This is a genomic window from Streptomyces endophyticus (assembly GCF_035798155.1).
Classification (GTDB): domain Bacteria; phylum Actinomycetota; class Actinomycetes; order Streptomycetales; family Streptomycetaceae; genus Streptomyces; species Streptomyces endophyticus.
Map to the genome: position 1 here is coordinate 275128 of NZ_JAOZYC010000122.1, position 24713 is coordinate 299840.

Here is a 24713-nt window from a genome sequence, read left to right on the forward strand (position 1 = left end):
ACGGTTGAACGAAAACAAAACGTGGGAGCGCTCCCTGCACGAAGTATTGACGACTCCGTCCCCTCTCGCCACAGTGGGGCTCCCCCACACACCCCCCACATTCAGGGAGTGCCCATCGTGATCTCGCGCAGAATATTTCTCGCCGGCGCCGGAGCGGGCATCGCCACCACCGCCGCAGCACTCACGGTTCCCTCATGGACCGCGGGCGCCGCCCCGGCCACATGCGAACTCGCCCTGCAGAACACGTCGTTGAGCGGAACCGTGCGCGCGTACGTCACCGGCCACGAGGACGGGACCGGCAACTGGGTGCTGCTGCGCTCCGACGGCAGCGTCTACCACCCAGAATCGCCGAGCGCCCCGCAGACCCCGCTGCCCGTCGACTGCGCCATCCCGCTCGGCGCCGCGGGCTCGGAACCGAAGGTCGTGACGCTGCCTCAGATGTACGGCGCCCGCGTCTACTTCGTCCGTGACGACACGCTCGACTTCTTCCTCAACCCCGGACCCTCGCTGGTCGAGCCGGCCTTCGCCACGAAGGAGGACGCGAACTACGGCAAGACCTGGTCGTTCTGCGAATTCACCTTCAACTCCGACCAGTTGTACGCGAACATCAGCTACGTCGACCTGGTGACGGCCCTGCCCATCGGGCTGAAGCTGGAGGGTGACGCCACGCACACCGTCGCCCCGCTCCCGGACGGCGCCGTCGACAAGATCGCCGCGGATCTCGCGGCGCAGGCCGCCAAGGACGGGCAGCCCTGGGACAAGCTCGTCATCAAGGGCGACGACGGCAAGGTGCTGCGCGCGATCTCCCCGCAGAACCTCATGGCGCCGTACTTCGACAAGCCGGACGAGATGCCGTTCCGCGACGTGTGGAGCGCCTACATCGACAAGGTGTGGGAGAAGTACGCCTCGACCGATCTGAAGATCGACCTACAGGGTGGGCGCGGCGTGTTCACGGGCCGGGTCAGCGGCGACACCCTCACCTTCAACGGCGGCCACACCTTCACCAAGCCCGCCTCGAAGGACGTCTTCACCTGCAACCACGGGCCGTTCGCCAACAACCCGGGCGACTCCGACGACAAGAAGGGCATCCTGTCCCGCCTCGCCGCCGGGTTCAACCGCAGCATCATGCTCACGCACGCCTCGCAGCCGAACGGTGCGACGACCGCCGACTACTACCAGGACGCCACGACCAACCACTGGTCGCGCATCCTGCACGCCAACTCGCCCATCGGCTACGCCTTCCCGTACGACGACGTGCAGGCCGACGGCCAGCCGGACGTGTCCGGCGCGGCGCACGACGGCAATCCGCGCCGGTTCACGGTGACCGTGGGCTCGTAACTCCCCCCAGGAACAGCGCTACTTGGTGGCGTCCTCGCGGATCAGGTCCGCCGCCCGTTCCGCGAGGGCGACCGTGGGCGCGTGCGTGTGGCCGCGGGTGATGCGCGGCATGACGGAGGCGTCCACGACGCGCAGGCCCTCGGTGCCGCGCACGCGGAGGCGGGGGTCGGTGACCGAGCCCTCGTCGGAGCCCATCCGGCAGGTGCCGACCGGGTGGTAGAGGGTCTCGGCGTTCGCGCGGACGGAGCGGGTCAGCGCCTCGTCGTCGACGACACCGGGGTAGCCGCCCATCGGCTCGGTGTGGTGCGCGGCCAGCGCGCTCTGGGCGAGCAACTCCTCGGCGCGGCGCACACCGGCGACGAGCGTGCGCACGTCCTCCTCGTGGGCCAGGTAGTCCGGGTCGATCCGCGGCTTCCCGTCGGGGCCGCCCGGGGTGATCCGGCCCTCGCTCTTGGGCTGGAGCAGGATCACGCCGACGGTGAGGCCGTGCTCGGTCGGCGCCTCCAGGCCGTGGTTCACGAACGGCACCGGTGCGTAGACCAACTCGATGTCGGGTGCGGTGAGTTCGGGACTCGTGGCGAGGAAGGCGACGGCCTCGCCGACGTTCGAGGTGAGCGGTCCGCGTCCGCCGAGCAGGAACCGGGCGATATTGGCGGGCGAGTCGGCGCCGGTGAGCGTGACGGGCTTCGCGGCGCGGACGTTCAGCGGGTACATCAAGTGGTCCTGGAGGTGCCGGCCGACGTCGGGCGACGCGACGAAGGTGTCGATGCCCGCCTCCGCGAGGGTCTCCGGGTCGCCGATGCCCGCCTGTTGCAGCAGCTGCGGCGAGTTGATGGCGCCCGCGCAGAGGATGACCTCGCGGGTGGCGCGCAGGACACCGGCGGACACCCCGGAGGCGACGACGCCGGCGGCGCGGGTGCCGTCGAAGTCGATGCGGGTGACGCGGGCGTCGGTGTAGACGTCGAGGTTGGGGCGGCGCGCGGCGGGCTTGAGGTAGCCGTCGGCGGCGCTCCAGCGGCGGCCCTTGTACTGGTTGAGAGGGGTCAGGGCGAAGCCGGAGTGGTCGTCCTGGTTCAACTCGTCGAGCTCGCACAGGCCTTGGGCCCGGCAGGCGTCGAGGAACGCGGCCGTGGTCGGGTTCGGGTGGCGCGGCGGCGAGATGTGCAGCGGCCCCGCCGTGCCGTATACCGTGTCCTCGCCGTCCGCGCGCGCCGCACCCTGCCACCGCTCGGCGCGCTGGAAGTAGCGCACGAACTCGTCGTAGGACCACGGGGACCCGGCGGCCTCGCCCCAGGCGTCGTAGTCGGCGCGGTGGCCGCGCACCCACATCATGGCGTTGATGGCGGAGGAGCCGCCGAGCGTGTGGCCGCGCGGCCAGTACAACTCCCGGTCGTCCAGGGCGGTTTGCTTGGTCGTCGCGTAGTTCCAGTCGTACGGCGTCTTGAACAGCTTCGGGAACGCGGCCGGGATCCTTATCTCGGTCTTGCGGTCGCGCGGCCCCGACTCCACGAGGGCGACCTTGACGGAGGGATCCTCGGAGAGCCGCCCGGCCAGCACGCAGCCGGCGGATCCGGCCCCGACGATGACGTAGTCGTACGTACGGTCCTTGCTCAACGCGGCTCCCTCGATGATCAATGCCATGTACAGGTGGCACCGATGCTCTACTCCGGAGTAGGCGCTGTCCAGGGCCGGTTGTGCGGGATGCGGGTGGATCGCGTCACGGGGCGGTCACGTTCCGCAGTGCCACCGAGCGCCGCATCGTCAGGGTGTAGCAGGCGCATGCCACCACCATGCCGACCGGCAGCGCGAGGTCCACGTGACCGAGGGCGGCGGAGATCGGGCCGGTGAAGTAGAGCGTGTCCACACAGAGGGCGGACAGTGCGGCACCCGCCAACAGGGAGAGCGCGCCCGCCCAGTTGACGCCTCCGCGGTACCAGAACGGGCTGCCGGGCGACTCGTCGGCGAGGGCGGGACCGTCGTAGCGATTACGACGCAGCACGATGTCGGTCGCGTAGATCGCCATGCTCGGACCCAGCAGTATGACGGTCAACTGCAGCACGTTGTTCACGGTGTCGAGGAAGTTCGAGACGAGGAGCCCGTACAGGGTCAGCGCGACGGCGGCCGTACCGTCGAACAGGACGCTGACGGAGCGGCGGATGCGCAACCCGACGGCTTGGAGCGCGAGGCCCGCGCTGTACGCGGTCAGGGCGTTGATGGCGATGGTGCCGAGGACCAGGGCGAGCAGGAAGACCGGCGCGAACCAGCCGGGCAGGATCTTCTCCAGGGCCGCCTGCGGGTCGGCCATGTCGACGGTCGTGGCGGCGAGCACACCGAGGGCCGAGACCAGCACGCCCGGCAGGAAGCCGCCGAGCGCGGTCCAGCCGACGATCGCGCGCTTCGGTGTCGTCCGCGGCAGATAGCGGGAGAAGTCCGCGCTGGTGGTGTACGACAGCGGGCCCGAGGCGATGAGGGTGACACCGGCGAGGACCGTGGCCCACAGGTCGATCCCGGTGAGGTGGTGTGCGGGTACGTAGCCGAAGTCGGCGTGCCGGACGACCACGACGGCCACGACGAGGAAGGCCGCGGCGAGAACGAGCGCGATGGGCAGGTACAGCTTCATGATCAGGGCGTGGCCATAGACGCTGATGACCAGGGTGAGCGCCGCGATGACCACGATGACGGCGGCCTTCACTCCCGTGTTCACCGGGATGCCGACCTTCGCGACCAGCGAGAACGCGGCGACGGCCGCGGCCGACAGGTTCAGGGCGAAGTAGCAGACGGAGATCACCCAGCCGACGATCGCGTTGTTCACGCGGTTGCCGATGACGCCGAAGAGGGCGCGGGTGATGACCTCACTGGGCGCGCCGGCCGCCGGGCCCGAGACGGAGAGCCAGCCGGTGAGGATCCAGAACAGGTTGCCGACGACCAGCACGGCGAGGGCCTGCCACAGGTTCAGGCCCATCAGGATCAGGGCGCCGCCGACCACCAGGCTCAGGTAGTTGATGCCGCCCGCGGCCCAGACCGAGAACAACTCGCGGGCCCTGCCGCGGCGTTCGGAGTCGGGGATGTGGTCGATGCCGTGGGCCTCGATGCGGGTGGCCGCCGCCTGCTCTTCGGCGGGCGGCGCGTCTGCGGTGCTTTCTCCCGTGCCGTCCGTGTCTGGACACGGGTCGGGAAGCGTGGACGCCATGGGGCCCTCCGGGGTGCTGGTCTCGTCCCACCTGCTTGCTTATTGGTCGCACACTCAATAACGTGATCGGCATGTCGTCAAGCGTTGAGCGCAAGCGAATCCGAAAATCTCCGGCCGCCAGACGTGCGGAAATCGTTGCGAAGGCCGCTTCGATTGCGCTTTCCGAAGGTCTGGAGTGCATCACGCTGCGGCGCATCGGCGAGGATCTGGACGTGCGTCCGGGCCTTGTGAGCCACTACTTCCCCTCGGCGGAGGAGCTGGTGGCGGAGGCGTTCGGGAGCGCGGCCACGGGAGAGCTCGACGCGCTTCTCCCCGAGGGGGGTGGGGACACGCCGGCCGTGGAGCGGCTCGCCGGGTTTCTCGCGCGGACCTCCGGGCCCGCGTGGGACGACATCAGCCAGTTGTGGATCAACGCGCGGCACTTGAGCCGGTATCGGGACTCGCTACGGGTGCGCGTCACGCGGCAGGGCGACGCGTGGCGGGGGCGGCTCACGGCGCTCATCGCGGAAGGCGTGGAACGCGGGGAGTTCCGGACCGGTGATCCGGAGGTCGTGGCGATGCAGATTCTGGTGGTGCTGGACGGGCTGGGGGCGGATCCGGTCGGCGATGCCAAGGGCCTGCCGGCCGGGGTGGCCCGGATGGCGTTTCGGGTCGCCGAGCGTGAACTTGGCCTCCGGGAGGGGGCGTTGGGCCCATAGGCCTGCGACGCCCTCCGCCCTCGGGGCTCCGCCCCGGACCCCGCGGGCTCTCGTCCAAGAGCGAGGCTTTATTGTCCGCGCCTTGCGTCGACAGCAGGGCTTGATTCCTCGGACCGTATGCCGACGTCGGCCGGGGCGGCCGAACCATCCTTAAGGAGATCCGTACCATGCACCACCCCGACCTGATCCTCCTCAACGCCCGGTTCCTCGACCCGGTCGGCGGCGGAGCCGGAGCGCACAGCGCGCTCGCCTCGACCGACGGAGTCATCACCGCGCTCGGTGACGACCGGGAGATACGCGCGCTCGCCGGGCCCGGGACCGTCGTCATCGACCTCAAGGGCGCCGTCGTGACGCCCGGGCTGGTCGACGGGCACACGCATCCCGCGTCCGGGGCCGAGCTCACCGCCGGGGTCGACCTGTCGCGGTGCGTGAGCCTCGATGACGTGCGCGCCGAGCTCGGGCGCGCGAAGGAGTCGCTCGCGGACGGCGCGTGGCTGCACGCCTGGGGGCTCGATCCGAACGTGTTCGGGGAGCAGGCCGTGGCGGCCGCGGCGCTCGCGCCCGTGCTCGACGGGATTCCCGCGCTGCTCCAACTCTTCGACGCGCACTCGATGTTGGCGAGCCCCCGTGCCCTCGAACTCGCCGGGATCGACGGGCCGCGCACCTTCGACCAGGCCGCCGAGATCGTCTGCGACTCGGCGGGTCGGCCCACCGGGCTGCTCCTGGAGGACGCGGCGTGCGAACTGGTCGAGCGGGCCGCGCCGCGGCCCACCCGTGCCGAGCGCCGCGAGCGGCTCGCGCGGACGCTGCGGGAGATGGCCGCGAGCGGGCTCACCGGCGGGCACGCCATGGACGCCAATGGCGACAGCCTTGAGCTGTACGAGGAGTTGGACGCGGCCGGGGAGCTTGCCGTGCGGCTGCGGGTCGCGCCGTGGTGTCAGCCGGGAGCGGACGCCGATGCTGTGAGCCGGTTGGTTCAACTGCAGGAGCGGGGCGGCCAGTTGTGGTCCGTCGACGGCGTGAAGCTGTTCATGGACGGCACCATCGACAACGGCACCGCGTGGCTGGAGCGCCCCGACTGCCACGGCGAGTCGACGCACGCGTTCTGGCCGGACCCGGCCGCGTACACCGAGGTCATCGCCGCGCTGCACCGCGCCGGTGTGCCCACCGCGACGCACGCCATCGGGGACGCGGCGGTGCGGCACGCGCTCGATTCCGTGGCGAAGGCGCGGGCCGGGGCCCCCGGCGACGTACGGCATCGTGTCGAGCACATCGAGACGGTGCCGGACGACACGGTGCGGCGGTTCGCCGAGCTGGGGGTGATCGCGTCGATGCAGCCCACGCACTGCTGCGACTTCACGCGGGCCGATCACAGCGACAACTGGTCGCGGCGGCTCGGCGAGGAGCGGGCGGGGCGGGCCTGGCGGTGCCGGGATCTGTGGGACGCGGGGGCGAGCGTGGTGCTGGGTTCGGACTGGCCGATCGCGCCGTATCCGCCGCTGGAGGTGCTGGCCGGCGCCCGGCACCGGCGTCCGAGCCGCGATCTGACGCAGCCGCCGCACGGCCTTGAGCAGGCCCTGACCGGTACGGAGGCGCTGCGGGCGATGACCGTGAACGCCGCATACGCCGCCGGCGAGGAGCGGACCGCGGGGCGGATCGCGGTCGGGTTCCGGGCGGACCTCACGGCGTTCGCCGTGGATCCGGTCGCCGCTCCGGCGACCGAACTCCCTGACGTACCCGTGCAGTTGACGGTACTCGGCGGTCGTGTGACGCACCGGGCCGCGTCACTGTAGGCACGTTCTCCATGTCGGCGCGTACGTCGCCGAGTTCGGCGTACCGCTTCGGCATGGTGTTCAGTGGTGCGGCGGGTCGTACGACGGGATCGTCCCGTCCGCCTTCTTCACGAGGAACAGGCCCGCCATCCCCATGTCCGAGTGGCTCTGGACGTGGCAGTGGTACATCCACGCCCCGGCCCCGACACCCTCCCCCGCGACGATCTGGAACCCGAACGAGTCCGCCGGGCCGCAGATCTTGTTGTCGAGGACCTGGGTCGGGTCGTCGGGACCCGCGAGCATGCCGGTGCGGTTGTCCGCCCAGCGGTGACCGTGCATGTGGAACGTGTGGTAGTACTCGCCGTGCGTGATCATGACGATCTCGACGCGATCGCCCACCGTGGCCTCGAAGTTGGGGGCTTCGTGGGCGGCCTTGTTGTTGATCGTCATGTCGTTGAAGACGATCGTGAAGGTCTTCCCCGGGTCGGGCAGGATGTCGCCCTTTCTGCGCACGATCACCGGGCCGTACAGGCCCTTCCTGATGCCGCCCGTGCCGTGGTCGGTGCCGACGACGTGGTCGTGGTAGTGCCAGTAGCCCGCGGTTCCGGCCCGCCACGTGCCGTCCTGCCTGCGGCCCGGCGCGTGCGTGCGCCAGGTGTAGGTGCGGGTGCCGCCGGGTTCGACGTGGCTGCGGTTCATCCGCGTGCCGTCGCTGGAGATCTCGTAGTCCATGCCGTGCACGTGCAGGCTCGCGTCGACGTCCGTGAGGTTGTGGAACTCGATGTGCGCGGTGTCGCCCTCGTTGAGCTCGATGAGCGGGCCGGGGATGGACGCCTTGCCCTTCTCGAAGCCGTAGCCGAGCTGACCGTCCGCCAGCTTCTCGGCGTACAGCGTGAGGCGTCTGACCTCGCCGCCCGCGGGCGCGGTGCGCGCCGGGGTGTCCGCGCCTGCGGCCGGTCCCGCCGACGCCCCGATGGACAACGATGTCACCCCGGCCGTGGCCGCCACGGCGCCGCCGATCATCATGCGCCGGGTCAGCGCGCGCCTGTCCCGTTCAGTCGCCTGCGTCGATTCGTCGCGAGGTTCGTCGCGCTCTGTCACGGCCAACTCCCCATCCTCGTAAGGACTTTCACATCGCGAGGGGCACCGTAGCCACACGATCTTCGTTTATCCACACTAAGGACAAAGTTTGCGTCATCCCGGTCATACCTATTGGCGGACCACAAAAAGGGGTCTAGCTTCCACCGCGCTGTTGCTGTGTCCGACGAGGGATGGGTGAACACATGCGGCGGTTGTCGCGTCAAAGTCCGTTACCCGTACGAGAGTTCAGAGCGAACAGAAGCAGACGTGCACGCGTCTGGGCGGCCGGGGTCGCCGTGGGAACCCTGGCCGCCGGGCTGCTGAGCGGCCCGGTCGCCAGCGCGCGCCCGGCGCCGGAGCCGTCTCCGACAACGATGTCCGTCAAGTCGCCACCCGGCGGCGCGAATGTGCGGGTCCTGGTGTTCTACGGGTCCGCGGCCGGCGGCGACGAGTCGCCCACGGTCAACGCGGGCATCGAGGCGATCGAGAAGATCGGCCGGTCCGGGCCCGAGGCCCAGCGGTTCACGATCACGGCGACGGACGACGCCTCCGTGTTCACGAACGCCACGAAGCTGGGGCGCTTCAACTCGGTCGTCTTCCTGACCGGCGGGGGCGACGTCCTCGACCCCGACCAGGAGGCGGGCCTTGAGGCGTACATGGAGGCGGGCGGCGGATTCGCCGGCGTCCATGACGCGGCCCGCGCCGAGCCGTACTCGGACTGGTTCACCGGTCTGATCGGGGCCCGGCCCGCCGCGTCGTCACCGACTGCCGCACAGCGCGCGACAGTTGAGGTCGGCGACCGGCAGAACCCGGCGACGAAGGACCTGCCGGTGCAGTGGAAACGCGCCGACCAGTGGCTGAACTGGGCGAAGAACCCGTCCGGCGACGTACACACGGTCGCGCGGGTCAACGAGACCACGTACAAGCCGGGCGAGGGTGCGAACGGCGCCGACCACCCGGTGAGTTGGTGCCGTGACTACGACGGCGGCCGGTCCTTCTACACCGGCATGGGCGGCACCGTCTCCTCGTACGACGAGGTGGACTTCCGCGACCATCTGCGCGGGGCGCTGCTGTGGACGACGCGTCTCGTGCGCGCCGACTGCAAGGCCGCCATCAACGCGAACTACAAGGCGGAGCGCCTGACTCAGGCCAATCAGCCGGGTCAGAGCGATCAGATCGGCGAGCCGCACGGGCTGGTCACCGCGCCCGACGGCCGGGTGCTGTACATCGGCCGCGGCGGCGCGGACTCGTCCCAGCCGGTCATCACCGACTGGAACAATCCCGACGTCGGCAAGGGCAAGGGGCAGGTCCACGTCTACGACCCGAAGGCCAAGAAGGTGACTCTCGCAGGGGAGTTGACCGTCTTCGGCAACAAGGGCGGCGGGGACGAGCTGGTCAAGGTCGAGGAGGGGCTGCTCGGAATCGAGCTGGACCCGGGGTTCGAGCGGAACGGGTACGTGTATCTGCACTACACGCCGCACTCGCAGCTCGACCGCGACAAGCAGTTGGCCGAGCGGCGCGTCTCGCGCTTCACGCTCGACCTCACCACGAACAAGCTGGACCTGAGCAGCGAGAAGGTACTGCTCAAGTGGCCGGTGCAGGTGCACAGTTGCTGCCACGCGGGTGGCGGGATGGCCTGGGACTCCAAGGGGAACCTGTACATCGCCACCGGTGACAACAACTCCTCGCAGTTCAGCGACGGCTACTCGGGCAACAACCCGCAGCCGAACTACAAGGGCGTCTCGTTCGCCGACGCACGCCGCACCGCGGGCAACACGAACAACCTGAACGGCAAGATCCTGCGCATCCACCCGGAGGCCGACGGGACGTACACCCTGCCGGAGGGCAACCTCTTCACCGGCAAGGAGGACGCCGAGGGCGGCGGCAAGACGCGCGGCGAGATCTACGTGATGGGCGTGCGCAACCCGGCGCGCATCTCGGTCGACAAGAAAACGGACACCCTGTACGCGGGGTGGGTCGGCCCCGACGCGGGCGAGCCGTCCACGACGTGGGGCCCGGCCAAGTACGACCAGTTCGCCGTCATCACCAAGGCGAGCAACCGCGGCTGGCCCTACTGCATGGGCAATAAGCAGCCCTACCGCGACCGCAATCTGCCGGACCCGACCAAGCCGCTGGGCTGGTACGACTGCGACCACCCGAAGAACGAGTCGCCGAACAACAACGGCCTCGTCAACCTGCCGCCGGTGACCGGGAACAACATCTGGTACTCGCCGCAGGGTGGGGCGCCCGACTACCCGCGCGACGCCAACGGCGTGCCCTCGTACAAGAAGGAGGAGGCCAAGTACCTGCTGCCGTGGCTCAAGGGCGGCGGTCAGGCCGCGATGGACGGGCCCGTCTACCGCTACGACGCGTCGGTCCCGAACGCGGACAAGTGGCCGAGCTACTGGGACGGCAAGTGGTTCGTCGGTGACTTCTACGACTCCGACCAGCCGCGCAACGCGGTCCTCACCGACCCGAAGACGCACGGCGACGGTTCGATCCCGGTCCACTCCGAGTCGTTGAAGAAGATCATTCCGATCGGCAACGACGGCATCAAGAACCTCATGGACTGGAAGTTCGGTCCCGACGGTGCGCTGTACGTCCTCGACTACGGGCGTGGCTTCTTCACCTCCGACGCCAAGTCGGCGCTGTGGAAGGTCACTTACACCGGTGGCGGGGCGACTCCGGCGGCCGATCAGCTGGCCAGGAAGGGCTGACCCATGCGTAGACGGAGAATGCTGACCGCGCTGCTCGCGGCCCTGCTGATGTGCCTCGGCCTGAGCGGCACCACGCCGGCGTACAGCCAGACGGAGCCCGCCGCGGCCGAGCAGGTGCTGACCTGGACGGCCGGCGACGACATCACGAAGTACACGTCGGCGCCGGAGACGGCTGTCGCCGGCAAGGCGACGATCGTCTTCGAGAACAGCGCGGCGACCGGCAACACCACCGGGATGCCGCACACGTTGACGTTCGACGTGTCGGACCCCGAGTACAACAACGACGTGCCGCTGAACATCCTGGCCAATCCGAACGACGACATGGGCGGCAAGCACACGGCCGAGGTCACCCTCTCCCCCGGCAAGTACCGCTACCACTGCACGATCCCCGGCCACACCAGCATGACGGGGGTCCTGGTGGTGACGGACGGTGGTGGCGGTGATGACACGACCGCGCCGGAGACCTCGGCGAAGGCCGAGGGGCAGACCAACGCCGACGGCGCGTTCGTCGGGTCCGCGTCCGTCTCGGTCAGCGCGACCGACGCGGGTTCGGGCGTCGACAACATCGAGTACGCCCTGGACGGCGGCGCGTACACGCCGTACACGGCGCCGGTGGTCGTCGACCAGGTCGGCGCGCACACCGTGAAGTACAAGGCGACCGACAAGGCGGGCAACGCCGCCGCCGAGAAGTCGCTCGACTTCACGGTGGTCGCTCCGCCGACGGACGACAAGACGCCGCCGGAGACCTCGGCGACGGTGACCGGTGACAAGGACGACGACGGTGCGTACGTCGGCATGGCCACGGTGACGGTCTCCGCGTCGGACACCGGCTCCGGGGTCAACACCATCGAGTACGCGGTCGGTTCGGACGGCGCCTGGCAGCCGTACACCGCCCCGGTGATGTTCCACGACCCGGGCACCTACACGGTGCGCTACCGGGCCGCGGACAAGGCGGGCAACGCCGCTGCCGAGAAGTCCGTCGACTTCAAGGTCGTGGCGCCGCCCGTCCAGGACACGACGCCTCCGACGGTGTCGCTGGCGGTCGGAGGGGACAAGAACTCCGACGGCGCGTACATCAACAACGCGAAGCTGACGGTGACGGCGACCGATGACATGTCGGGCGTCGACAAGGTCGAGTACTCACTCGACGGCGGGCCCTATCTCGCGTACACCGCCCCCGTGGTGGTGGACCGGGTGGGCGCCCACTCCGTGGCGTACCGGGCGAGCGACAAGGCGGGCAACGCCGCCGCGGCGCAGACGTTCGTGTTCGCGGTGGCCTCGGGCGGCGGCGTTCCCGCGCCCAACTGCCCGGAGCTGGACGAGCGTTCCACCGTCTTCGTCGGCACGACGGACACCGGCATCCCGAACCGGGTCACCAACAACCGGTGCAGGATCGGCGAGTTGATCGAGGACGAGAAGGAGTGGACGTCGCACGCGCTGTTCGTGAAGCACGTGAAGACGATCACCGACAAGCTCCTCAAGGAAGGCGTCGTCGACCAGCGCGAGTACAACACGATCAACAAGGCGGCGCGGCAGTCCCCGATCGGCACGCCGGGCCAGACCGACGGCTACAAGAAGATCCTGGACGGCACGCAGGAGCAGTTCTCGAAGTGGGAGCAGGTCGGCGGCGGCAAGTTCGCGCTCAATGCCGACGGCTCGATCACCAGCAGCACGTCCGTGGACGGCATGGGCATGCTGTGGTTCCCGCAGCGCAAGTACGGGGACTACTCGCTGAAGTTGCAGTGGCGTGACGACGCGCCGGGCACGGGCAACGCCAACGGCGGTGTGTTCGTGCGCTTCCCCTGGGTGCACGACAACCCGGAGGAGCCGAACCCGGAGTGGGTCGCCATCAAGTACGGGCACGAGATCCAGGTGCTCGACAAGCCCGATGGGGACATGTACAAGACCGGTTCGGTCTACGGCTTCGACCGGGTCGGCCTCGCGGGAGCGGGCGTCACCCAGAAGGGCACGTGGAACGACTACGAGATCAAGGTGGTGGACCAGCACTTCTCGATCTACCGCAACGGTGTGCTGATCAACGAGTTCGACAACACCGGCGGCCAGGTCTTCGAACCCCCGCGGGGCGACGACCCGGGCACGGACGGCCGGCGCTACTCCGAGGGGTACGTCGGACTCCAGGTGCACAGCACGACGGACGTCATCTCGTACCGGGACATCCGCGTGAAGGAGCTCTGAGTCTCCTTGTAGGTCGGTGAGCCCAGCCGGGTCAGTCCTCGTGTCTGGCCCGGCTCGGCTGCACCCGCTTGGGCTCGCCCGGCATCTTCGGATACTCGGGCGGGTACGGCAGGTCGCCGAGGCCGCGGTCCTTCTCGTCGCGGTCGGCCAGCTCCAGGAGGGCGTCGAGGGAGAACCTCTCCTTGTCCATGTCGGCGTGTACGTCGCCCAGTTCGGCGTACCGCTTCGGCATGGTGACGATGTCGAAGTCGCGGGGCAGCGCGTCGCCCACCTCGTCCCAGGAGAGCGGGGCGGAGACGGGGGCGTGCGGGCGGGCGCGCACCGAGTAGGCGGAGGCGATGGTGCGGTCGCGGGCCGTCTGGTTGTAGTCGACGAAGATGCGCTCGCCCCGCTCCTCCTTCCACCACGCCGTGGTGACGAACTCCGGCATCCGCCGCTCCAGTTCGCGGCCGCAGGCGATCGCCGCGCGGCGCACCTCGGTGAACGTCCAGCGCGGTTCGATGGGCACGAAGACGTGCAGCCCGCGCCCGCCGGAGGTCTTGGGCCAGCCGCGCAGGCCGCCGAAGTCGTGGAGCACGGAACGGAGTTCGCGGGCGGCGTGCACCGCGTCCGCGTAGTCGGTGCCGGGCTGCGGGTCGAGGTCGATGCGCAGCTCGTCGGGGTGGTCGGGGTCGTCGCGGCGCACCGGCCAGGGGTGGAAGGTGAGGGTGCCGTACTGGGCGGCCCAGATCACCGCGGCGACCTCGGTGGGACACATCTCGTCGGCGGTCCGCCCCGAGGGGAAGGTGATCGTGGCGGTGGGGATCCAGTCGGGCAGGTTCTTCGGCGCGCGCTTCTGGTAGAAGGACTCGCCGGTCACCCCCTCGGGGTAGCGCTCCAGGGTGGTGGGGCGGTCGCGCAGGGCGCGCAGGATGCCGTCGCCGACCGCGAGGAAGTAGTTCGCGAGGTCGAGCTTGGTGTACGTCACCTTCCCGCCGTCGGGGAAGAACACCTTGTCGGGGCTGGACAGACGCACCGTCCGGCCGCCCGCTTCCAGTTCCACTGCCGCGCCCTTGCCACCCATGCGCTCACGCTAGGCCGAAAGGACGTATCGCGCATACCGGGCGATACATCACCGTAGAGGACAGAATCGGGGCATGGATCTACCCGTGATGCCGCCGGTCAAGCCGATGCTCGCCAAGTCCGCCGCCAAGATCCCCGCCGGGATGCACTACGAGGCGAAGTGGGACGGGTTCCGGGCGATCGTGTTCCGCGACGGGCCGGAGATCGAGCTCACGAGTCGCACCACCAAGTCTCTGACCAGGTACTTTCCCGAGCTGGTCGCGGCGCTCGCCGAGCGGCTCCCGGAGCGCTGCGTGCTCGACGGGGAGATCGTGATCGCGCGGGACGGGCGGCTCCACTTCGACGCGCTCACCGAGCGGATCCACCCGGCGGCCTCGCGGGTGAAGACCCTGGCCGAGCGCACGCCCGCCTCCTTCGTGGCCTTCGACGTCCTGGCGCTCGGCTCCGAGTCCACGGTCGAGCTGCCGCTGTCCGACCGCAGACCCCTCCTGGAACAGGCCCTCGCGAACGCCTCGGCCCCGCTGCACCTGGCCCCGGCCACCACCGACGCGGAGCTCGCCCAGGTCTGGTTCGAGAGTTACGAGGGCGCGGGCCTCGACGGCGTCGTCGCCAAGCCGCTCACCCTGCGCTACCGGCAGGACGAACGCGCCATGCTCAAGATCAAGCACGAGCGGACGGCGGACTGCGTGGTCGCCGGCTACCGCCTCCACAAGAGCGGTCCCGTCGTCGGCTCCCTCCTCCTCGGCCTGTACGACGACGAGGGCGCCTTGCAGCACGTCGGGGTCTGCGCGGCGTTCACGATGAAGCGCCGCACCGAGCTGGTCGCCGAGCTGGAGCCGCTGCGCATGGACTCCGCCGCGGGCCACCCGTGGGCGGCGTGGACCGAAGAGGCGGCGCACGAGGGCAGGCGGATGCCGGGCGCGACCAGCCGCTGGACCGGCAAGAAGGACCTCTCCTGGATCCCGCTGCGCCCGGACCTGGTGGCCGAGGTGGCCTACGAACACATGGAGAACGGCGCCCGCTTCCGCCACACGGCCCGCTTCCGCCGCTGGCGCCCGGACCGCACACCGCAGAGCTGTACGTACGCGCAGCTGGAGGAGCCCGTGAAGTTCGACCTGGCGGATGTGCTGCGCTGAGCGCGCGACGGGAGTGAGCGGGGCGTGCCCGTGGGTATCCAGAGTGCGTGGACGAGATGCGCAGGCGTGCGGTCGTGGTCGGGGCTCTCGGGATGTTCGCCTCGGCGTGTACGGCGAGTCGACTGCCCGGGGGCGGGAGTTCGGCGTCGGCGCGTGCGCCGCTGCTCGCCGTGAAGATCGACAACGTGGGGGCGGCGCGGCCCCAGACCGGGCTCGACGAGGCCGACCTCGTGTACGTCGAGCAGGTCGAGGCCGGTCTCAGTCGGCTGATGGCGGTGTTCGGCTCGCGGCTGCCCACTGTGGTCGGGCCGGTGCGCAGCGCCCGCGAGACCGATCTTGAGCTGCTGCGCCAGTTCGACCGGCCCACGCTCGCGTACTCGGGGGCGCAGAGCGCGCTGCGGCCCTCCATCGACGCGGCGCCGCTGCGGGCGGTGCCGCCGGGCAAGGGCGGCGCCGCGTTCTTCCGCGGCTCGGACAGGCCGGCGCCGCACAACCTGTATCTGCGGCCCGCGAAGCTGGGCGATCCCGCGGCGGGGGTGCACGCGGGGAAGGCGGCCGGGTTCGAGTTCGCCGAGCGGGCACCCAAGGGTGGGCGGGCCGAGACGGAGCACACGGTGCGGTTCCCCGCGGCCCGGTTCACCTTCAACTGGTCGGCGGAGCAAGGCCGTTGGCTGGTGGCCATGGACGGTCGCGCCGCGACGACGGTGACCGGCAAGCGGCTCGGCGCCCCGACGGTGGTCGTCCAGTACGTCGACGTGGCGCCCTCCCGCTTCCACGACAGGTCCGGCAACGCGTCGCCGCTGTCGCGGACGGTCGGGGAGGGCGAGGCGGTGATCCTCCGGGGTGGCCTGGCCCACGACGCGACATGGCGCCGCCCGACCCCCACGGACGGCACCACCTTCAGCGTTCCGTTCGCTCCGGGCCCGGTGTGGGTGATCCTCGCCGAACGCTAGCGCCCACCCGGCGTTACGCCACGGGGCTCTGCCCCGGACCCCGCTGCTCAATCGCCGCAGGGGCTTGAAAGACCAAGCCAATCAAGCCCCGCCGGCGATTGAGGCGCGGGGTCCGGGGCGGAGCCCCGCGGCCGCAACCGCGGGTGGGCGCAACAGGAAGCTCAGGCCCCCACCACCTCCACCTCACCCGGATGCCGAAGGCCCTCCGCCCCGTCGCACACCCGCTGGATCAGGTCGAAGAACACCCCCCGCTCGGAGGCGTCGAGCGGGGCCAGGAAGATCTGGTTCATCCGGGCCGTCCGCACCGCCAGCTTCTTGTGCGTGCGCAGCCCCCCTGGCGTGAGCCGCAACAACCAGCGGCGACCGTCCTGCGGGTCACGCACCTTGTCGACCAGCTCACGCCGGGTCAGCCGGGTGACCACCTCCGCGATGGTGGAGCGGTCGAGCCCGACCCGCTCCCCCACGGTCCGCTGGTCCAGACCCGGCTCGGCCACCAGCGCGTTGAGGACCGCGAACTGCGGCGACGTGATCTCCTCGGAGACCATCGTGTTCCACAGCAGATAGTGCGCCTGCTGGAGCCGCCGGGCGAGGTGCCCGGGATGGGTGGTCAGATCCACCGCGGCCATGGCGGTCCTCCGTCTACTGTCGTTGCGCCGCTGAACACGGCCGTGCACTGAGCAAGGATCCGGCACGCCCCGGCCGCTTGTCGAGCCCATCCACGCGTTTGCCTCGGGACTCTTGACGGTTCACACACCCAGTGGCAACGTGAGCGCCATCCAGAAAATGCTCAGTGCGCTGAGCACTTCATGAGCACTTCGCGGAGATGGGGCTGGCAGGGATGGACAAGGTGGTCGCCACGGCCGCACAGGCCGTCGCCGATGTGGGGGACGGTTCGTCCCTCGCGGTCGGCGGGTTCGGCTTGAGCGGCGTACCGAACGTGTTGATCAAGGCGCTGTACGAGCAGGGCACAGGGAACCTGTCGGTGGTGTCGAACAACTGCGGCGCCATGGACTCCGGCCTCGCCGTCCTGCTGAGCGCCGGGCGGATCGCCCGCGTCACGGGCTCGTACATCGGCGCGAACAAGGAGTTCGCCCGGCAGTACCTGGCCGGCGAGATCGAGGTCGAGATGATCCCGCAGGGCACGCTCGCCGAGCGGCTCCGCTCGGGCGGCGCGGGCATCCCCGCCTTCTACACACCGGCGGGCGTCGGCACCCAGGTCGCGGACGGCGGCCTGCCCTGGCGCTACGACGGCAACGGCGGGGTCGCCAAGGCCTCGCCGCCCAAGGAGGTGCGGGAGTTCGACGGCGTCGAGTACGTCCTTGAGCGCGGCATCCGCACGGACTTCGCGCTGGTGCGGGCCGCCAAGGGCGACCGGCACGGCAACCTGGTCTTCAACAAGTCCACGCGGAACTTCAATCCCCTCGCCGCGCAGGCCGGAAAGATCACGATCGCCGAGGTGGAGGAGCTGGTGGAGCCGGGCGAGATCGAGCCGGACGCCGTGCACCTGCCGGGCATCTTCGTGCAGCGCGTCATCGCCCTGACGCCGGAGCAGTCCGCCGACAAGGGCATCGAGAAGCGGACGGTGAGCAACTGATGTCCTGGACCCGTGAGGAAATGGCCGCCCGCGCCGCGCGTGAGCTGCGCGACGGCCAGTACGTGAACCTCGGCATCGGCCTGCCGACGCTGATCCCCAACTACCTCGGCGGCGACGTGGAGGTGATCCTGGAGTCCGAGAACGGGATCCTGGGCACCGGCCCGTACCCCACCGACGACGCGGTCGACCCCGACCTGATCAACGCGGGCAAGGAGACGGTCACCGTCCTGCCGGGCGCCTCGTTCTTCGACTCCGCGCTCTCCTTCGGCATGATCCGCGGCGGCCACATCGACGTCGCCGTGCTCGGCGCCATGCAGGTCTCCGCCAACGGCGACCTCGCCAACTGGGCCGTGCCCGGCAAGATGATCACCGGCATCGGCGGCGCCATGGACCTGGTGCACGGCGCCCGTACCGTCCTGGTCACCATGACGCACACCGCGAAGGACGGCTCCCCGAAGATCGTCGAGGAGTGCTCGCTGCCGCTCACCGGCAAGGGCTGCGTCGACCGGATCATCACCGACCTCGCCGTGCTCGACGTGACCGAGGACGGCCTGGAACTGGTCGAGTTGGCACCGGGCGTCACCGCCGAGGAAGTCGTCGAGAAGACCGCCGCGAAGGTACGCATCCCGGAGGCAGCCAAGTGAGCAGTGCAGTGAACCGCGTCAAGGACGTCTACATCGTCGATGCCGTACGCAGCCCCATCGGCCGCTACAACGGCGCCCTCGCGGCCGTCCGCCCGGACGACCTCGCCGCACACGCGATCCGTGAACTGGTCGCCCGTACCCCGCAGTTGGACCCGTCCCGGATCGAGGACGTGTACTTCGGCAACGCCAACGGCGCGGGCGAGGAGAACCGCAACGTGGCCCGCATGGCGGGGCTGCTCGCCGGGCTGCCCACCTCCGTGCCGGGTGTCACCGTGAACCGGCTGTGCGCCTCCGGCCTTGAGGCCGTGATCCAGGCGGCCCGCGCCATCGCGGTGGGCGACGCGTCCATCGCCGTCGCCGGTGGCGTCGAGTCGATGACCCGCGCGCCCTACGTGCTGCCGAAGAACGACAAGCCGTTCCCGGCCGCGAGCACCGAACTGTTCTCCACCACACTGGGCTGGCGCATGGTCAACCCGAGGATGGAGCCGCAGTGGACGGTGTCGCTGGGTGAGTCGGCCGAACTCATCGCCGACAAGCACCACATCACGCGCGAGCAGCAGGACGAGTTCGCGCTCGCCAGCCACCAGAAAGCGGCGGCGGCGCAGAAGAACGGCCTGTTCGACGCCGAGCTCGCGTCCGTCACCGTCCCGCAGCGCAAGGGCGACCCGACCGTCGTCGACGCCGACGAGTCCGTGCGCGCCACCACCACCCTCGAAGCGATGGCGAAGCTCAAGCCCTCCTTCCGCAAGGACGGCGGCACGGTCACGGCGGGCAACGCCTCGCCGCTGAACGACGGCGCCGCCGCGCTGCTCCTCGTCGACGAGGAGGGCCTGAAGGCCACCGGGCGCGAGCCGCTCGCCCGGATCTCCGCGACCGGCGTCTCCGCGATCGACCCGCACTACTTCGGGCTCGCGCCCGTCGAGGCCACGAACCGGGCGCTCGCCAAGGCGGGCAAGGGATTTGCCGATCTGTCGACACTGGAGCTGAACGAGGCGTTCGCCGCGCAGGTGCTCGGCTGCGTCGCCGAATGGCCCGAGTTCGACCCGGCGGTCCTCAACCCGCAGGGCGGCGCCATCTCACTCGGCCACCCGCTCGGCGCGTCCGGTGCCCGGCTCGCCGGCACGGTCGCCCACCAGCTCGCCCGCAAGGGCTCCGGCGTCGGCGTCGCCACGCTCTGCATCGGCGTGGGCCAGGGCCTCGCCCTCGTCCTGGAACGCTAGAAGGTTAGGAAGGTCCGCCCCATGGCTCTCACCCAGCACGACATCGACGCGGAGACGGCCGCCGCGCACGCCGCGTACGAGAAGCGGCTCGCCGACGGCGGGCCCGTCGAGCACCAGCCGCGCCGCGACTACGCGCCCTACCGCTCCTCCGTCCTGCGCCACCCCAAGCAGCCGCCGGTCACCATCGACGTCTCCAAGGACCCGGAGCTGGTGGAGCTGGCCTCCCCCGCCTTCGGGGAGCGCGACATCACGGAGCTCGACAACGACCTCACCAAGCAGCACGTCGGTGAGCCGATCGGCGAGCGCATCACCGTCGCGGGCCGGCTCCTCGACCGTGCCGGGCGGCCGATCCGCGGCCAGCTCATCGAGGTCTGGCAGGCCAACTCGGCGGGCCGCTACGCCCACCAGCGCGAGCAACACGACGCCCCGCTCGACCCCAACTTCACCGGTGTGGGACGGACCCTGACGGACGATCAGGGCAACTACCGGTTCACGACGATCCAGCCAGGACCGTACCCGTGGGGTCAGCACACCAACGCCTGGCGTCCGGCTCACATCCACTTCTCGATGTTCGGCTCGGCGTTCACGCAGCGGCTCGTGACGCAGATGTACTTCCCGAGCGACCCGCTGTTCCCGTACGACCCGATCATCCAGTCCGTGACGGACGACGCCGCGCGCCAGCGCCTGATCGCCACGTACGACCACGACCAGTCGGTCCCGGAGTTCTCCATGGGCTACCAGTGGGACATCGTGCTCGACGGCCCGAACGCCACCTGGATCGAAGAAGGGCGCTGAGCGACCACCATGACGAAGATCGACACCAGCAACCCGGACGCGGTGCTGCCCACCCCCTCGCACACGGTCGGCCCGTTCTACGGCTACGCGCTCCCCTTCCCCGGCGGCGCCGACATCGCGCCCGTCGGCCACCCGGAGACCGTCACGGTCCAGGGCTACATCTACGACGGCGCGGGCAAGCCGCTGCCCGACGCGTTCGTCGAGATCTGGGGCGCCGACCCCGAGGGCAATCTGCCGCAGGTCGACGGCTCGATCCGGCGCGACCCGACGACCGGCGGCTACCTCGGCCGCAACGGCGTGGAGTTCACCGGCTGGGGCCGCATCCAGACCGACGTCAACGGCCACTGGTACGTGCGCACACTGCGGCCCGGCGCGCGCGGCGACAGCGCCCCGTACCTGAGCGTGTGCGTGTTCGCGCGCGGCCTTCTCGTGCACCTGTACACGCGGATCTACTTCGCCGGTTCCTCCGATGACGCGCCGCTCGCCGCGGACCCCGTGCTCCAGCAGGTCGACGCGGAGCGCCGCGACACGCTGATCGCACAGCGGCAGGCTGATGGCACGTACCGTTTCGACATCCGCCTTCAGGGCGAGGGCGAGACGGTCTTCCTGGAGTTCACGTGACGTTGTTCGACCCCGGCAGCGAGGGCGCGCCCACCGAGCGCACCACGTCCGAAGAGGCCTTCCTTCAGGCCCTGTTGGACGCGGAGGCGGGCCTCACACGGGCGCAGTCCGCACTCGGCCTCGCGCCCGCCGCGGCAGGTGACGCGGTCACCGCGGCGGCCGTCGCCGAGCGCTTCGACGCGCGGGACCTCGCGCGCCGCGCGCGCGGCGGCGGAAACCCGGTGATCCCGCTGGTCGCGGACCTCACGGCGGCGGTGTCGGAAGCGTCTTCGCAGTACGGTCCGTACGTGCACCGGGGGGCGACGAGCCAGGACATCCTGGACTCGGCGCTGATGCTGGTCGCGGCGCGCACGCTGAACGTGATCGCGGGTGAACTCGCCGACACGGAACGGATGTTGGCGCGGATCGCCACCGACCACCGGGACACGGTACTGCCCGGCCGTACGCTCACGCAGCACGCCGTGCCGACGACGTTCGGCCTCAAGGCGGCCGGCTGGCGTTCGCTGGTGCTCGACGCGCGGGACCGGCTGCGGGGCGTGCGCGCGGCGCTGCCGGTTCAGCTGGGCGGTGCGGCGGGCACGTTGGCCGCGTTCGGGGCGTACGGGTCGGAGGATCCGGTCGCCCTGATGGCGGCCTACGCGCGTGAACTCGGCCTGTCCGAGCCGGAGTTGCCGTGGCACGTGTTGCGTACGCCGGTGGCGGACCTGGCGGGGGCGCTGGCCTTCACGGCGGGTGCGCTCGGCAAGATCGCGGCGGATGTGCTCGTCCTCTCCCGTACGGAGGTCGGCGAGCTGGCCGAGGGCGCGGGCGGCGGTTCCTCCGCGATGCCGCACAAGGCGAACCCGGTCCGCTCCACGCTCATCGCCGCCGCGGCCCGCCGTGCGCCCGCGCTCGCCGCGACGCTCTACGCCTCGTTGCCCGCGGAGGACGAACGTCCCGCGGGCGCGTGGCACGCCGAATGGACCACGCTGCGAGAGCTGTTGCGGGCGGTGGGCGGCGCGGCGCGGGATGCCTCCGAGCTGGTCGACGGGTTGGTGGTGCGGGCGGACGTGATGCGCGCGCATCTGTCGACGACCGGCGGGGCGATCGTCTCCGAGCGGCTCTCGGCGGAGCTGGCCGGGGTGCTCGGGCGGGGCCCGGCGAAGGAACTCCTGGCGTCCGCCGCGCGGCGGGCCCGTGAGGAGGGCGTTTCCCTCGCGGATGTCCTGGCGGCGGAACCGGCCCTCAAGGACACCGGCGTGGACGTGGCCGAGCTGACCGATCCGTCGCGGTACACGGGCGCGGCGGGTGTGTTGGTGGACCGGGCGCTGTCGCGCCAATGACATGTCCCCCACCCCACCCCTTCCCGAAATCCCTGCGGGCGCGTGGCAGGGGGCTGGGGCCGGGTGGGGTGGGTCGAACCGAACCGGATGGCCCGCCACCCCGCGGTTGCGCTCGCGCAGTTCCCCGCGCCCCTGAGCCGCCCACTCCCGACGGGGACGCCAACCCCGCGTCCCCAGGGGCGCGGGACCGTGCCCATCAGCGGCTCCGCCGCGGGGCGCGCCCAGCCACGCACGACCTGCCCTCGACGGCGACCGCAGACCCGCCTCCCCAGGGGCGCGGGGAACTGCGCGCCCAGCCACGCATAACCGTCACCCGACGACGACCCCACCCCGCCAGCCCAAGTCGCCCCCCGACCACCCACCCACCGGGAGCCCACCCATGACCGCACCCCGTCTCCACCACCACGCCGAGGGCTCGCCCACCGCTCCCCCGCTCATCCTCGGGCCCTCCCTCGGGACGAGCCTCGCCCTGTGGGACGGCGTCGCCCCCGAACTCTCCAGCGCCCACCGCGTCGTACGGTGGGACCTCCCCGGTCACGGCGGATCGCCCGCCGACCTGATCAAACCCGGGGCCACCGTCGGAGACCTCGCCGACCTCGTCCTCACACTCGCCGACGACCTCGGCATCGACCGGTTCGCCTACGCCGGCGTCTCCCTCGGCGGCGCCGTCGGCCTGCACCTCGCCGTGCACCACCCGGAACGCCTCACCAGCCTCACCGTCCTCTGCTCCTCCGCCCACTTCGGCGGCGCCAAGAACTGGGAGGAGCGTGCCGCCCTCGTCCGCAAGGAGGGCACGGCGGGCGTGGCCGAGACCGCGCCGTCGCGCTGGTTCACTCCCGGGTTCACCGTGGAACGCCTCGTGCAGGACAACAGGGACGCCGACCCCGCGGGCTACGCCGCCTGCTGCGACGCCCTCGCCGCGTTCGACCTGAGGGACCGCCTCCCCGACATCACCGTGCCCACCCTCGTTGTCGCCGGCCGCGAGGACCCCGCCACACCGCCCGCCCACCTGCGCGAGATCGCCGACGCCGTACCGGACAGCGAACTCGTCGAGCTGGCCGGCGCCTCCCACCTCGCCCCCGCCGAACGGCCCGCGGCGGTCGTCGGACTGCTGCGCACCCACCTCGGGCAGGCCGCCAAGCGCGGCATGGAGGTGCGCCGCGAGGTGCTCGGGGACGCGCACGTCGACCGGGCGCAGGCGCGGCAGACACCTTTCACGGCCCGATTCCAGGACTTCATCTCGCGCTACGCGTGGGGCGAGATCTGGACCGACCCGACGCTCACCCGCCGCGAGCGCAGCATGATCACGATGACCGCGCTCGTCGCCCACGGCCACCTCGACGAGTTCGGCATGCACGTCAGCGCCGCCCTGCGCAACGGCCTCACCCCGGACGAGATCGGCGCGGTGGTGCAGCAGTGCGCCGTGTACGTGGGCGTACCCGCCTCCAACTCCGCGTTCGGCGTCGCCCAGCGAGTGCTCGCCGAGGAGGGCCTGGCGTAACCCCGACAGGCATACGTCCAGGGGGGCCACGCCAACCGCACCGCCTGCCCCCTAGCCTGGACGCATGGCCACACTCCTGATCACCGGTGCCACCTCCGGCCTCGGCCGGTACCTCGCCTTCGAGCTCGTCCGCGGCGGGCACGTCGTGCTCGCGCACGGCCGGGACGAGAAACGTACGGACGCCCTCGTCGAGGAGCTTCGGGCCACCGGCGGGCGCGCCGAGGGCTTCGTCGCCGACCTCGCCTCCCTGGAGCAGGTCCGCGACCTCGGCGCCCGCGTCGCCGCCGCCCACCCGGAGCTCGACGTCCTCGTCAACAACGCCGGCGTCGGCACCGGGGCCCCCGGCACGGGCCGCGAGCTGAGCGCCGACGGGCACGAGCTGCGGTTCGCCGTCGACCTGCTGGCGCCGGTCGCCCTCACCCGCGCCCTGCTGCCCACGCTCCAGGCCAACTCGCCCTCCCGCGTGGTGAATTGCGGCTCCCTGGGCCAGGCCCCGCTCGACTTCGACGACCTTGAGTTCACCAACGACTACAGCGGCACCGAGGCGTACTGCCGCGCCAAGTTCGCCCTCGCCGCCCACACCTTCGCCCTCGCCCGCAAGCTGACCGGCACGGGAATCCACGTCAACGTCATCCACCCGGCGACGTACATGGACACGGCGATGGTCCGGGAGGCCGGGGTCGGCCCGTTGAACACCGTCGAGGACGGCGCGGCCGGTGTACTGGCCCTGGCCGTCGGCGAGTTGGGCGGCGAGGCCACCGCGGGGTTCTTCGACGGCGAGCAACCGACGCTCGCGAACGCGGAGACGTACGACCGCGAGGTCCAGGACCGCCTCGAAGCCGAACTCGACCGGATCCTGGGCCCCTAGGGCCTG

At 70.8% G+C, this 24713-nt stretch carries 20 protein-coding genes; 15 read left to right on the forward strand and 5 right to left on the reverse strand.

Annotated features, from left to right (window positions below):
• Nucleotides 1-117 precede the first annotated feature (117 nt).
• The gene (locus OKJ99_RS19755; RefSeq protein ID WP_326018163.1) at nucleotides 118-1338 is read left to right on the forward strand and encodes a glycoside hydrolase family 64 protein; all 1221 of its coding nucleotides are present in this window, start codon (nucleotides 118-120) and stop codon (nucleotides 1336-1338) included.
• Between the two features lie 18 nt (nucleotides 1339-1356).
• Here the strand turns inward: OKJ99_RS19755 and OKJ99_RS19760 are convergent, their stop codons facing one another.
• Entirely contained in the window at nucleotides 1357-2979 is a 1623-nt protein-coding gene (locus OKJ99_RS19760; RefSeq protein ID WP_456115190.1) for a GMC family oxidoreductase, read from the reverse strand.
• A gap of 76 nt (nucleotides 2980-3055) precedes the next feature.
• Nucleotides 3056-4528 carry a purine-cytosine permease family protein gene (locus OKJ99_RS19765; RefSeq protein ID WP_326018090.1) on the reverse strand — a complete coding sequence of 491 codons (1473 nt, stop codon included), beginning with the start codon at nucleotides 4526-4528 and terminating at the stop codon, nucleotides 3056-3058.
• A 71-nt stretch (nucleotides 4529-4599) separates the two neighbouring features.
• Between OKJ99_RS19765 and OKJ99_RS19770 the strand changes: the two genes are divergently transcribed.
• Both OKJ99_RS19770 and OKJ99_RS19775 read left to right on the forward strand, forming a co-directional pair.
• Nucleotides 4600-5226 (forward strand): TetR/AcrR family transcriptional regulator, encoded by a 627-nt coding sequence (locus tag OKJ99_RS19770; RefSeq protein ID WP_326018164.1) that lies wholly within the window; start codon nucleotides 4600-4602, stop codon nucleotides 5224-5226.
• Nucleotides 5227-5393: 167 nt separating this feature from the next.
• Nucleotides 5394-7019, forward strand: coding sequence for an amidohydrolase (locus OKJ99_RS19775; protein ID WP_326018092.1), 1626 nt, complete (start codon nucleotides 5394-5396; stop codon nucleotides 7017-7019).
• A 60-nt stretch (nucleotides 7020-7079) separates the two neighbouring features.
• Here the strand turns inward: OKJ99_RS19775 and OKJ99_RS19780 are convergent, their stop codons facing one another.
• Nucleotides 7080-8024 carry a multicopper oxidase domain-containing protein gene (locus tag OKJ99_RS19780; protein WP_326018166.1) on the reverse strand — a complete coding sequence of 315 codons (945 nt, stop codon included), beginning with the start codon at nucleotides 8022-8024 and terminating at the stop codon, nucleotides 7080-7082.
• Between the two features lie 257 nt (nucleotides 8025-8281).
• Here OKJ99_RS19780 and OKJ99_RS19785 point away from each other — a divergent pair, with 257 nt between their 5' ends.
• Both OKJ99_RS19785 and OKJ99_RS19790 read left to right on the forward strand, forming a co-directional pair.
• Nucleotides 8282-10795, forward strand: coding sequence for a ThuA domain-containing protein (locus OKJ99_RS19785; RefSeq protein WP_326018093.1), 2514 nt, complete (start codon nucleotides 8282-8284; stop codon nucleotides 10793-10795).
• A 3-nt stretch (nucleotides 10796-10798) separates the two neighbouring features.
• Nucleotides 10799-12991, forward strand: coding sequence for an OmpL47-type beta-barrel domain-containing protein (locus tag OKJ99_RS19790; RefSeq protein WP_326018095.1), 2193 nt, complete (start codon nucleotides 10799-10801; stop codon nucleotides 12989-12991).
• Between the two features lie 31 nt (nucleotides 12992-13022).
• On the opposite strand, the gene ligD is transcribed toward OKJ99_RS19790, so the two are convergent.
• The gene (gene ligD, locus OKJ99_RS19795) at nucleotides 13023-14054 is read right to left on the reverse strand and encodes a non-homologous end-joining DNA ligase (protein ID WP_326018097.1); all 1032 of its coding nucleotides are present in this window, start codon (nucleotides 14052-14054) and stop codon (nucleotides 13023-13025) included.
• A 73-nt stretch (nucleotides 14055-14127) separates the two neighbouring features.
• Here ligD and OKJ99_RS19800 point away from each other — a divergent pair, with 73 nt between their 5' ends.
• Complete coding sequence (locus OKJ99_RS19800; RefSeq protein ID WP_326018099.1) at nucleotides 14128-15189, forward strand: ATP-dependent DNA ligase; 1062 nt, start codon at nucleotides 14128-14130, stop codon at nucleotides 15187-15189.
• A gap of 56 nt (nucleotides 15190-15245) precedes the next feature.
• Nucleotides 15246-16142 (forward strand): DUF3048 domain-containing protein, encoded by an 897-nt coding sequence (locus OKJ99_RS19805; RefSeq protein WP_407700723.1) that lies wholly within the window; start codon nucleotides 15246-15248, stop codon nucleotides 16140-16142.
• A 161-nt stretch (nucleotides 16143-16303) separates the two neighbouring features.
• Here OKJ99_RS19805 and OKJ99_RS19810 read toward each other — a convergent pair whose 3' ends face one another.
• On the reverse strand, nucleotides 16304-16768 hold the full coding sequence (locus tag OKJ99_RS19810) for a MarR family winged helix-turn-helix transcriptional regulator (RefSeq protein WP_326018101.1): 465 nt from the start codon (nucleotides 16766-16768) through the stop codon (nucleotides 16304-16306).
• 212 nt (nucleotides 16769-16980) lie between these two features.
• Here OKJ99_RS19810 and OKJ99_RS19815 point away from each other — a divergent pair, with 212 nt between their 5' ends.
• The 8 genes from OKJ99_RS19815 to OKJ99_RS19850 all read left to right on the forward strand — a co-directional run bounded on the left by OKJ99_RS19815 (nucleotide 16981) and on the right by OKJ99_RS19850 (nucleotide 24707).
• Entirely contained in the window at nucleotides 16981-17736 is a 756-nt protein-coding gene (locus tag OKJ99_RS19815) for a CoA transferase subunit A (RefSeq protein WP_326018170.1), read from the forward strand.
• A complete protein-coding gene (locus OKJ99_RS19820) occupies nucleotides 17736-18380 on the forward strand; it encodes a CoA transferase subunit B (protein ID WP_326018103.1) in 645 nt (214 codons plus the stop codon). The genes OKJ99_RS19815 and OKJ99_RS19820 overlap by 1 nt, the downstream gene beginning before the upstream one ends.
• On the forward strand, nucleotides 18377-19600 hold the full coding sequence (locus OKJ99_RS19825; RefSeq protein ID WP_456115191.1) for a thiolase family protein: 1224 nt from the start codon (nucleotides 18377-18379) through the stop codon (nucleotides 19598-19600). Before OKJ99_RS19820 ends, OKJ99_RS19825 begins: the two co-directional genes overlap by 4 nt.
• A 21-nt stretch (nucleotides 19601-19621) precedes the next feature.
• Nucleotides 19622-20395, forward strand: coding sequence for a protocatechuate 3,4-dioxygenase subunit beta (gene pcaH, locus OKJ99_RS19830; protein WP_326018105.1), 774 nt, complete (start codon nucleotides 19622-19624; stop codon nucleotides 20393-20395).
• 9 nt (nucleotides 20396-20404) lie between these two features.
• On the forward strand, nucleotides 20405-21016 hold the full coding sequence (gene pcaG, locus OKJ99_RS19835; RefSeq protein WP_326018107.1) for a protocatechuate 3,4-dioxygenase subunit alpha: 612 nt from the start codon (nucleotides 20405-20407) through the stop codon (nucleotides 21014-21016).
• A complete protein-coding gene (pcaB, locus tag OKJ99_RS19840; RefSeq protein WP_326018109.1) occupies nucleotides 21013-22338 on the forward strand; it encodes a 3-carboxy-cis,cis-muconate cycloisomerase in 1326 nt (441 codons plus the stop codon). The genes pcaG and pcaB overlap by 4 nt, the downstream gene beginning before the upstream one ends.
• A gap of 379 nt (nucleotides 22339-22717) precedes the next feature.
• Entirely contained in the window at nucleotides 22718-23839 is a 1122-nt protein-coding gene (pcaDC, locus tag OKJ99_RS19845) for a bifunctional 3-oxoadipate enol-lactonase/4-carboxymuconolactone decarboxylase PcaDC (RefSeq protein WP_326018110.1), read from the forward strand.
• Between the two features lie 64 nt (nucleotides 23840-23903).
• Nucleotides 23904-24707: an SDR family NAD(P)-dependent oxidoreductase gene (locus OKJ99_RS19850; protein ID WP_326018111.1), complete on the forward strand. Its 804-nt coding sequence runs from the start codon at nucleotides 23904-23906 to the stop codon at nucleotides 24705-24707.
• Nucleotides 24708-24713: the final 6 nt, after the last annotated feature.

Bases quoted from the DNA above. Each gene is read 5' to 3' on its own strand.
- OKJ99_RS19760 (WP_456115190.1), bottom strand. From the start codon at position 2,979: ATGGCATTGATCATCGAGGGAGCCGCGTTGAGCAAGGACCGTACGTAC.
- OKJ99_RS19765 (WP_326018090.1), bottom strand. From the start codon at position 4,528: ATGGCGTCCACGCTTCCCGACCCGTGTCCAGACACGGACGGCACGGGA.
- OKJ99_RS19770 (WP_326018164.1), top strand. From the start codon at position 4,600: ATGTCGTCAAGCGTTGAGCGCAAGCGAATCCGAAAATCTCCGGCCGCC.
- OKJ99_RS19775 (WP_326018092.1), top strand. From the start codon at position 5,394: ATGCACCACCCCGACCTGATCCTCCTCAACGCCCGGTTCCTCGACCCG.
- OKJ99_RS19780 (WP_326018166.1), bottom strand. From the start codon at position 8,024: ATGATGATCGGCGGCGCCGTGGCGGCCACGGCCGGGGTGACATCGTTG.
- OKJ99_RS19785 (WP_326018093.1), top strand. From the start codon at position 8,282: ATGCGGCGGTTGTCGCGTCAAAGTCCGTTACCCGTACGAGAGTTCAGA.
- OKJ99_RS19790 (WP_326018095.1), top strand. From the start codon at position 10,799: ATGCGTAGACGGAGAATGCTGACCGCGCTGCTCGCGGCCCTGCTGATG.
- ligD (WP_326018097.1), bottom strand. From the start codon at position 14,054: ATGGGTGGCAAGGGCGCGGCAGTGGAACTGGAAGCGGGCGGCCGGACG.
- OKJ99_RS19800 (WP_326018099.1), top strand. From the start codon at position 14,128: ATGGATCTACCCGTGATGCCGCCGGTCAAGCCGATGCTCGCCAAGTCC.
- OKJ99_RS19805 (WP_407700723.1), top strand. From the start codon at position 15,246: ATGCGCAGGCGTGCGGTCGTGGTCGGGGCTCTCGGGATGTTCGCCTCG.
- OKJ99_RS19810 (WP_326018101.1), bottom strand. From the start codon at position 16,768: ATGGCCGCGGTGGATCTGACCACCCATCCCGGGCACCTCGCCCGGCGG.
- OKJ99_RS19815 (WP_326018170.1), top strand. From the start codon at position 16,981: ATGGACAAGGTGGTCGCCACGGCCGCACAGGCCGTCGCCGATGTGGGG.
- OKJ99_RS19820 (WP_326018103.1), top strand. From the start codon at position 17,736: ATGTCCTGGACCCGTGAGGAAATGGCCGCCCGCGCCGCGCGTGAGCTG.
- pcaH (WP_326018105.1), top strand. From the start codon at position 19,622: ATGGCTCTCACCCAGCACGACATCGACGCGGAGACGGCCGCCGCGCAC.
- pcaG (WP_326018107.1), top strand. From the start codon at position 20,405: ATGACGAAGATCGACACCAGCAACCCGGACGCGGTGCTGCCCACCCCC.
- pcaDC (WP_326018110.1), top strand. From the start codon at position 22,718: ATGACCGCACCCCGTCTCCACCACCACGCCGAGGGCTCGCCCACCGCT.
- OKJ99_RS19850 (WP_326018111.1), top strand. From the start codon at position 23,904: ATGGCCACACTCCTGATCACCGGTGCCACCTCCGGCCTCGGCCGGTAC.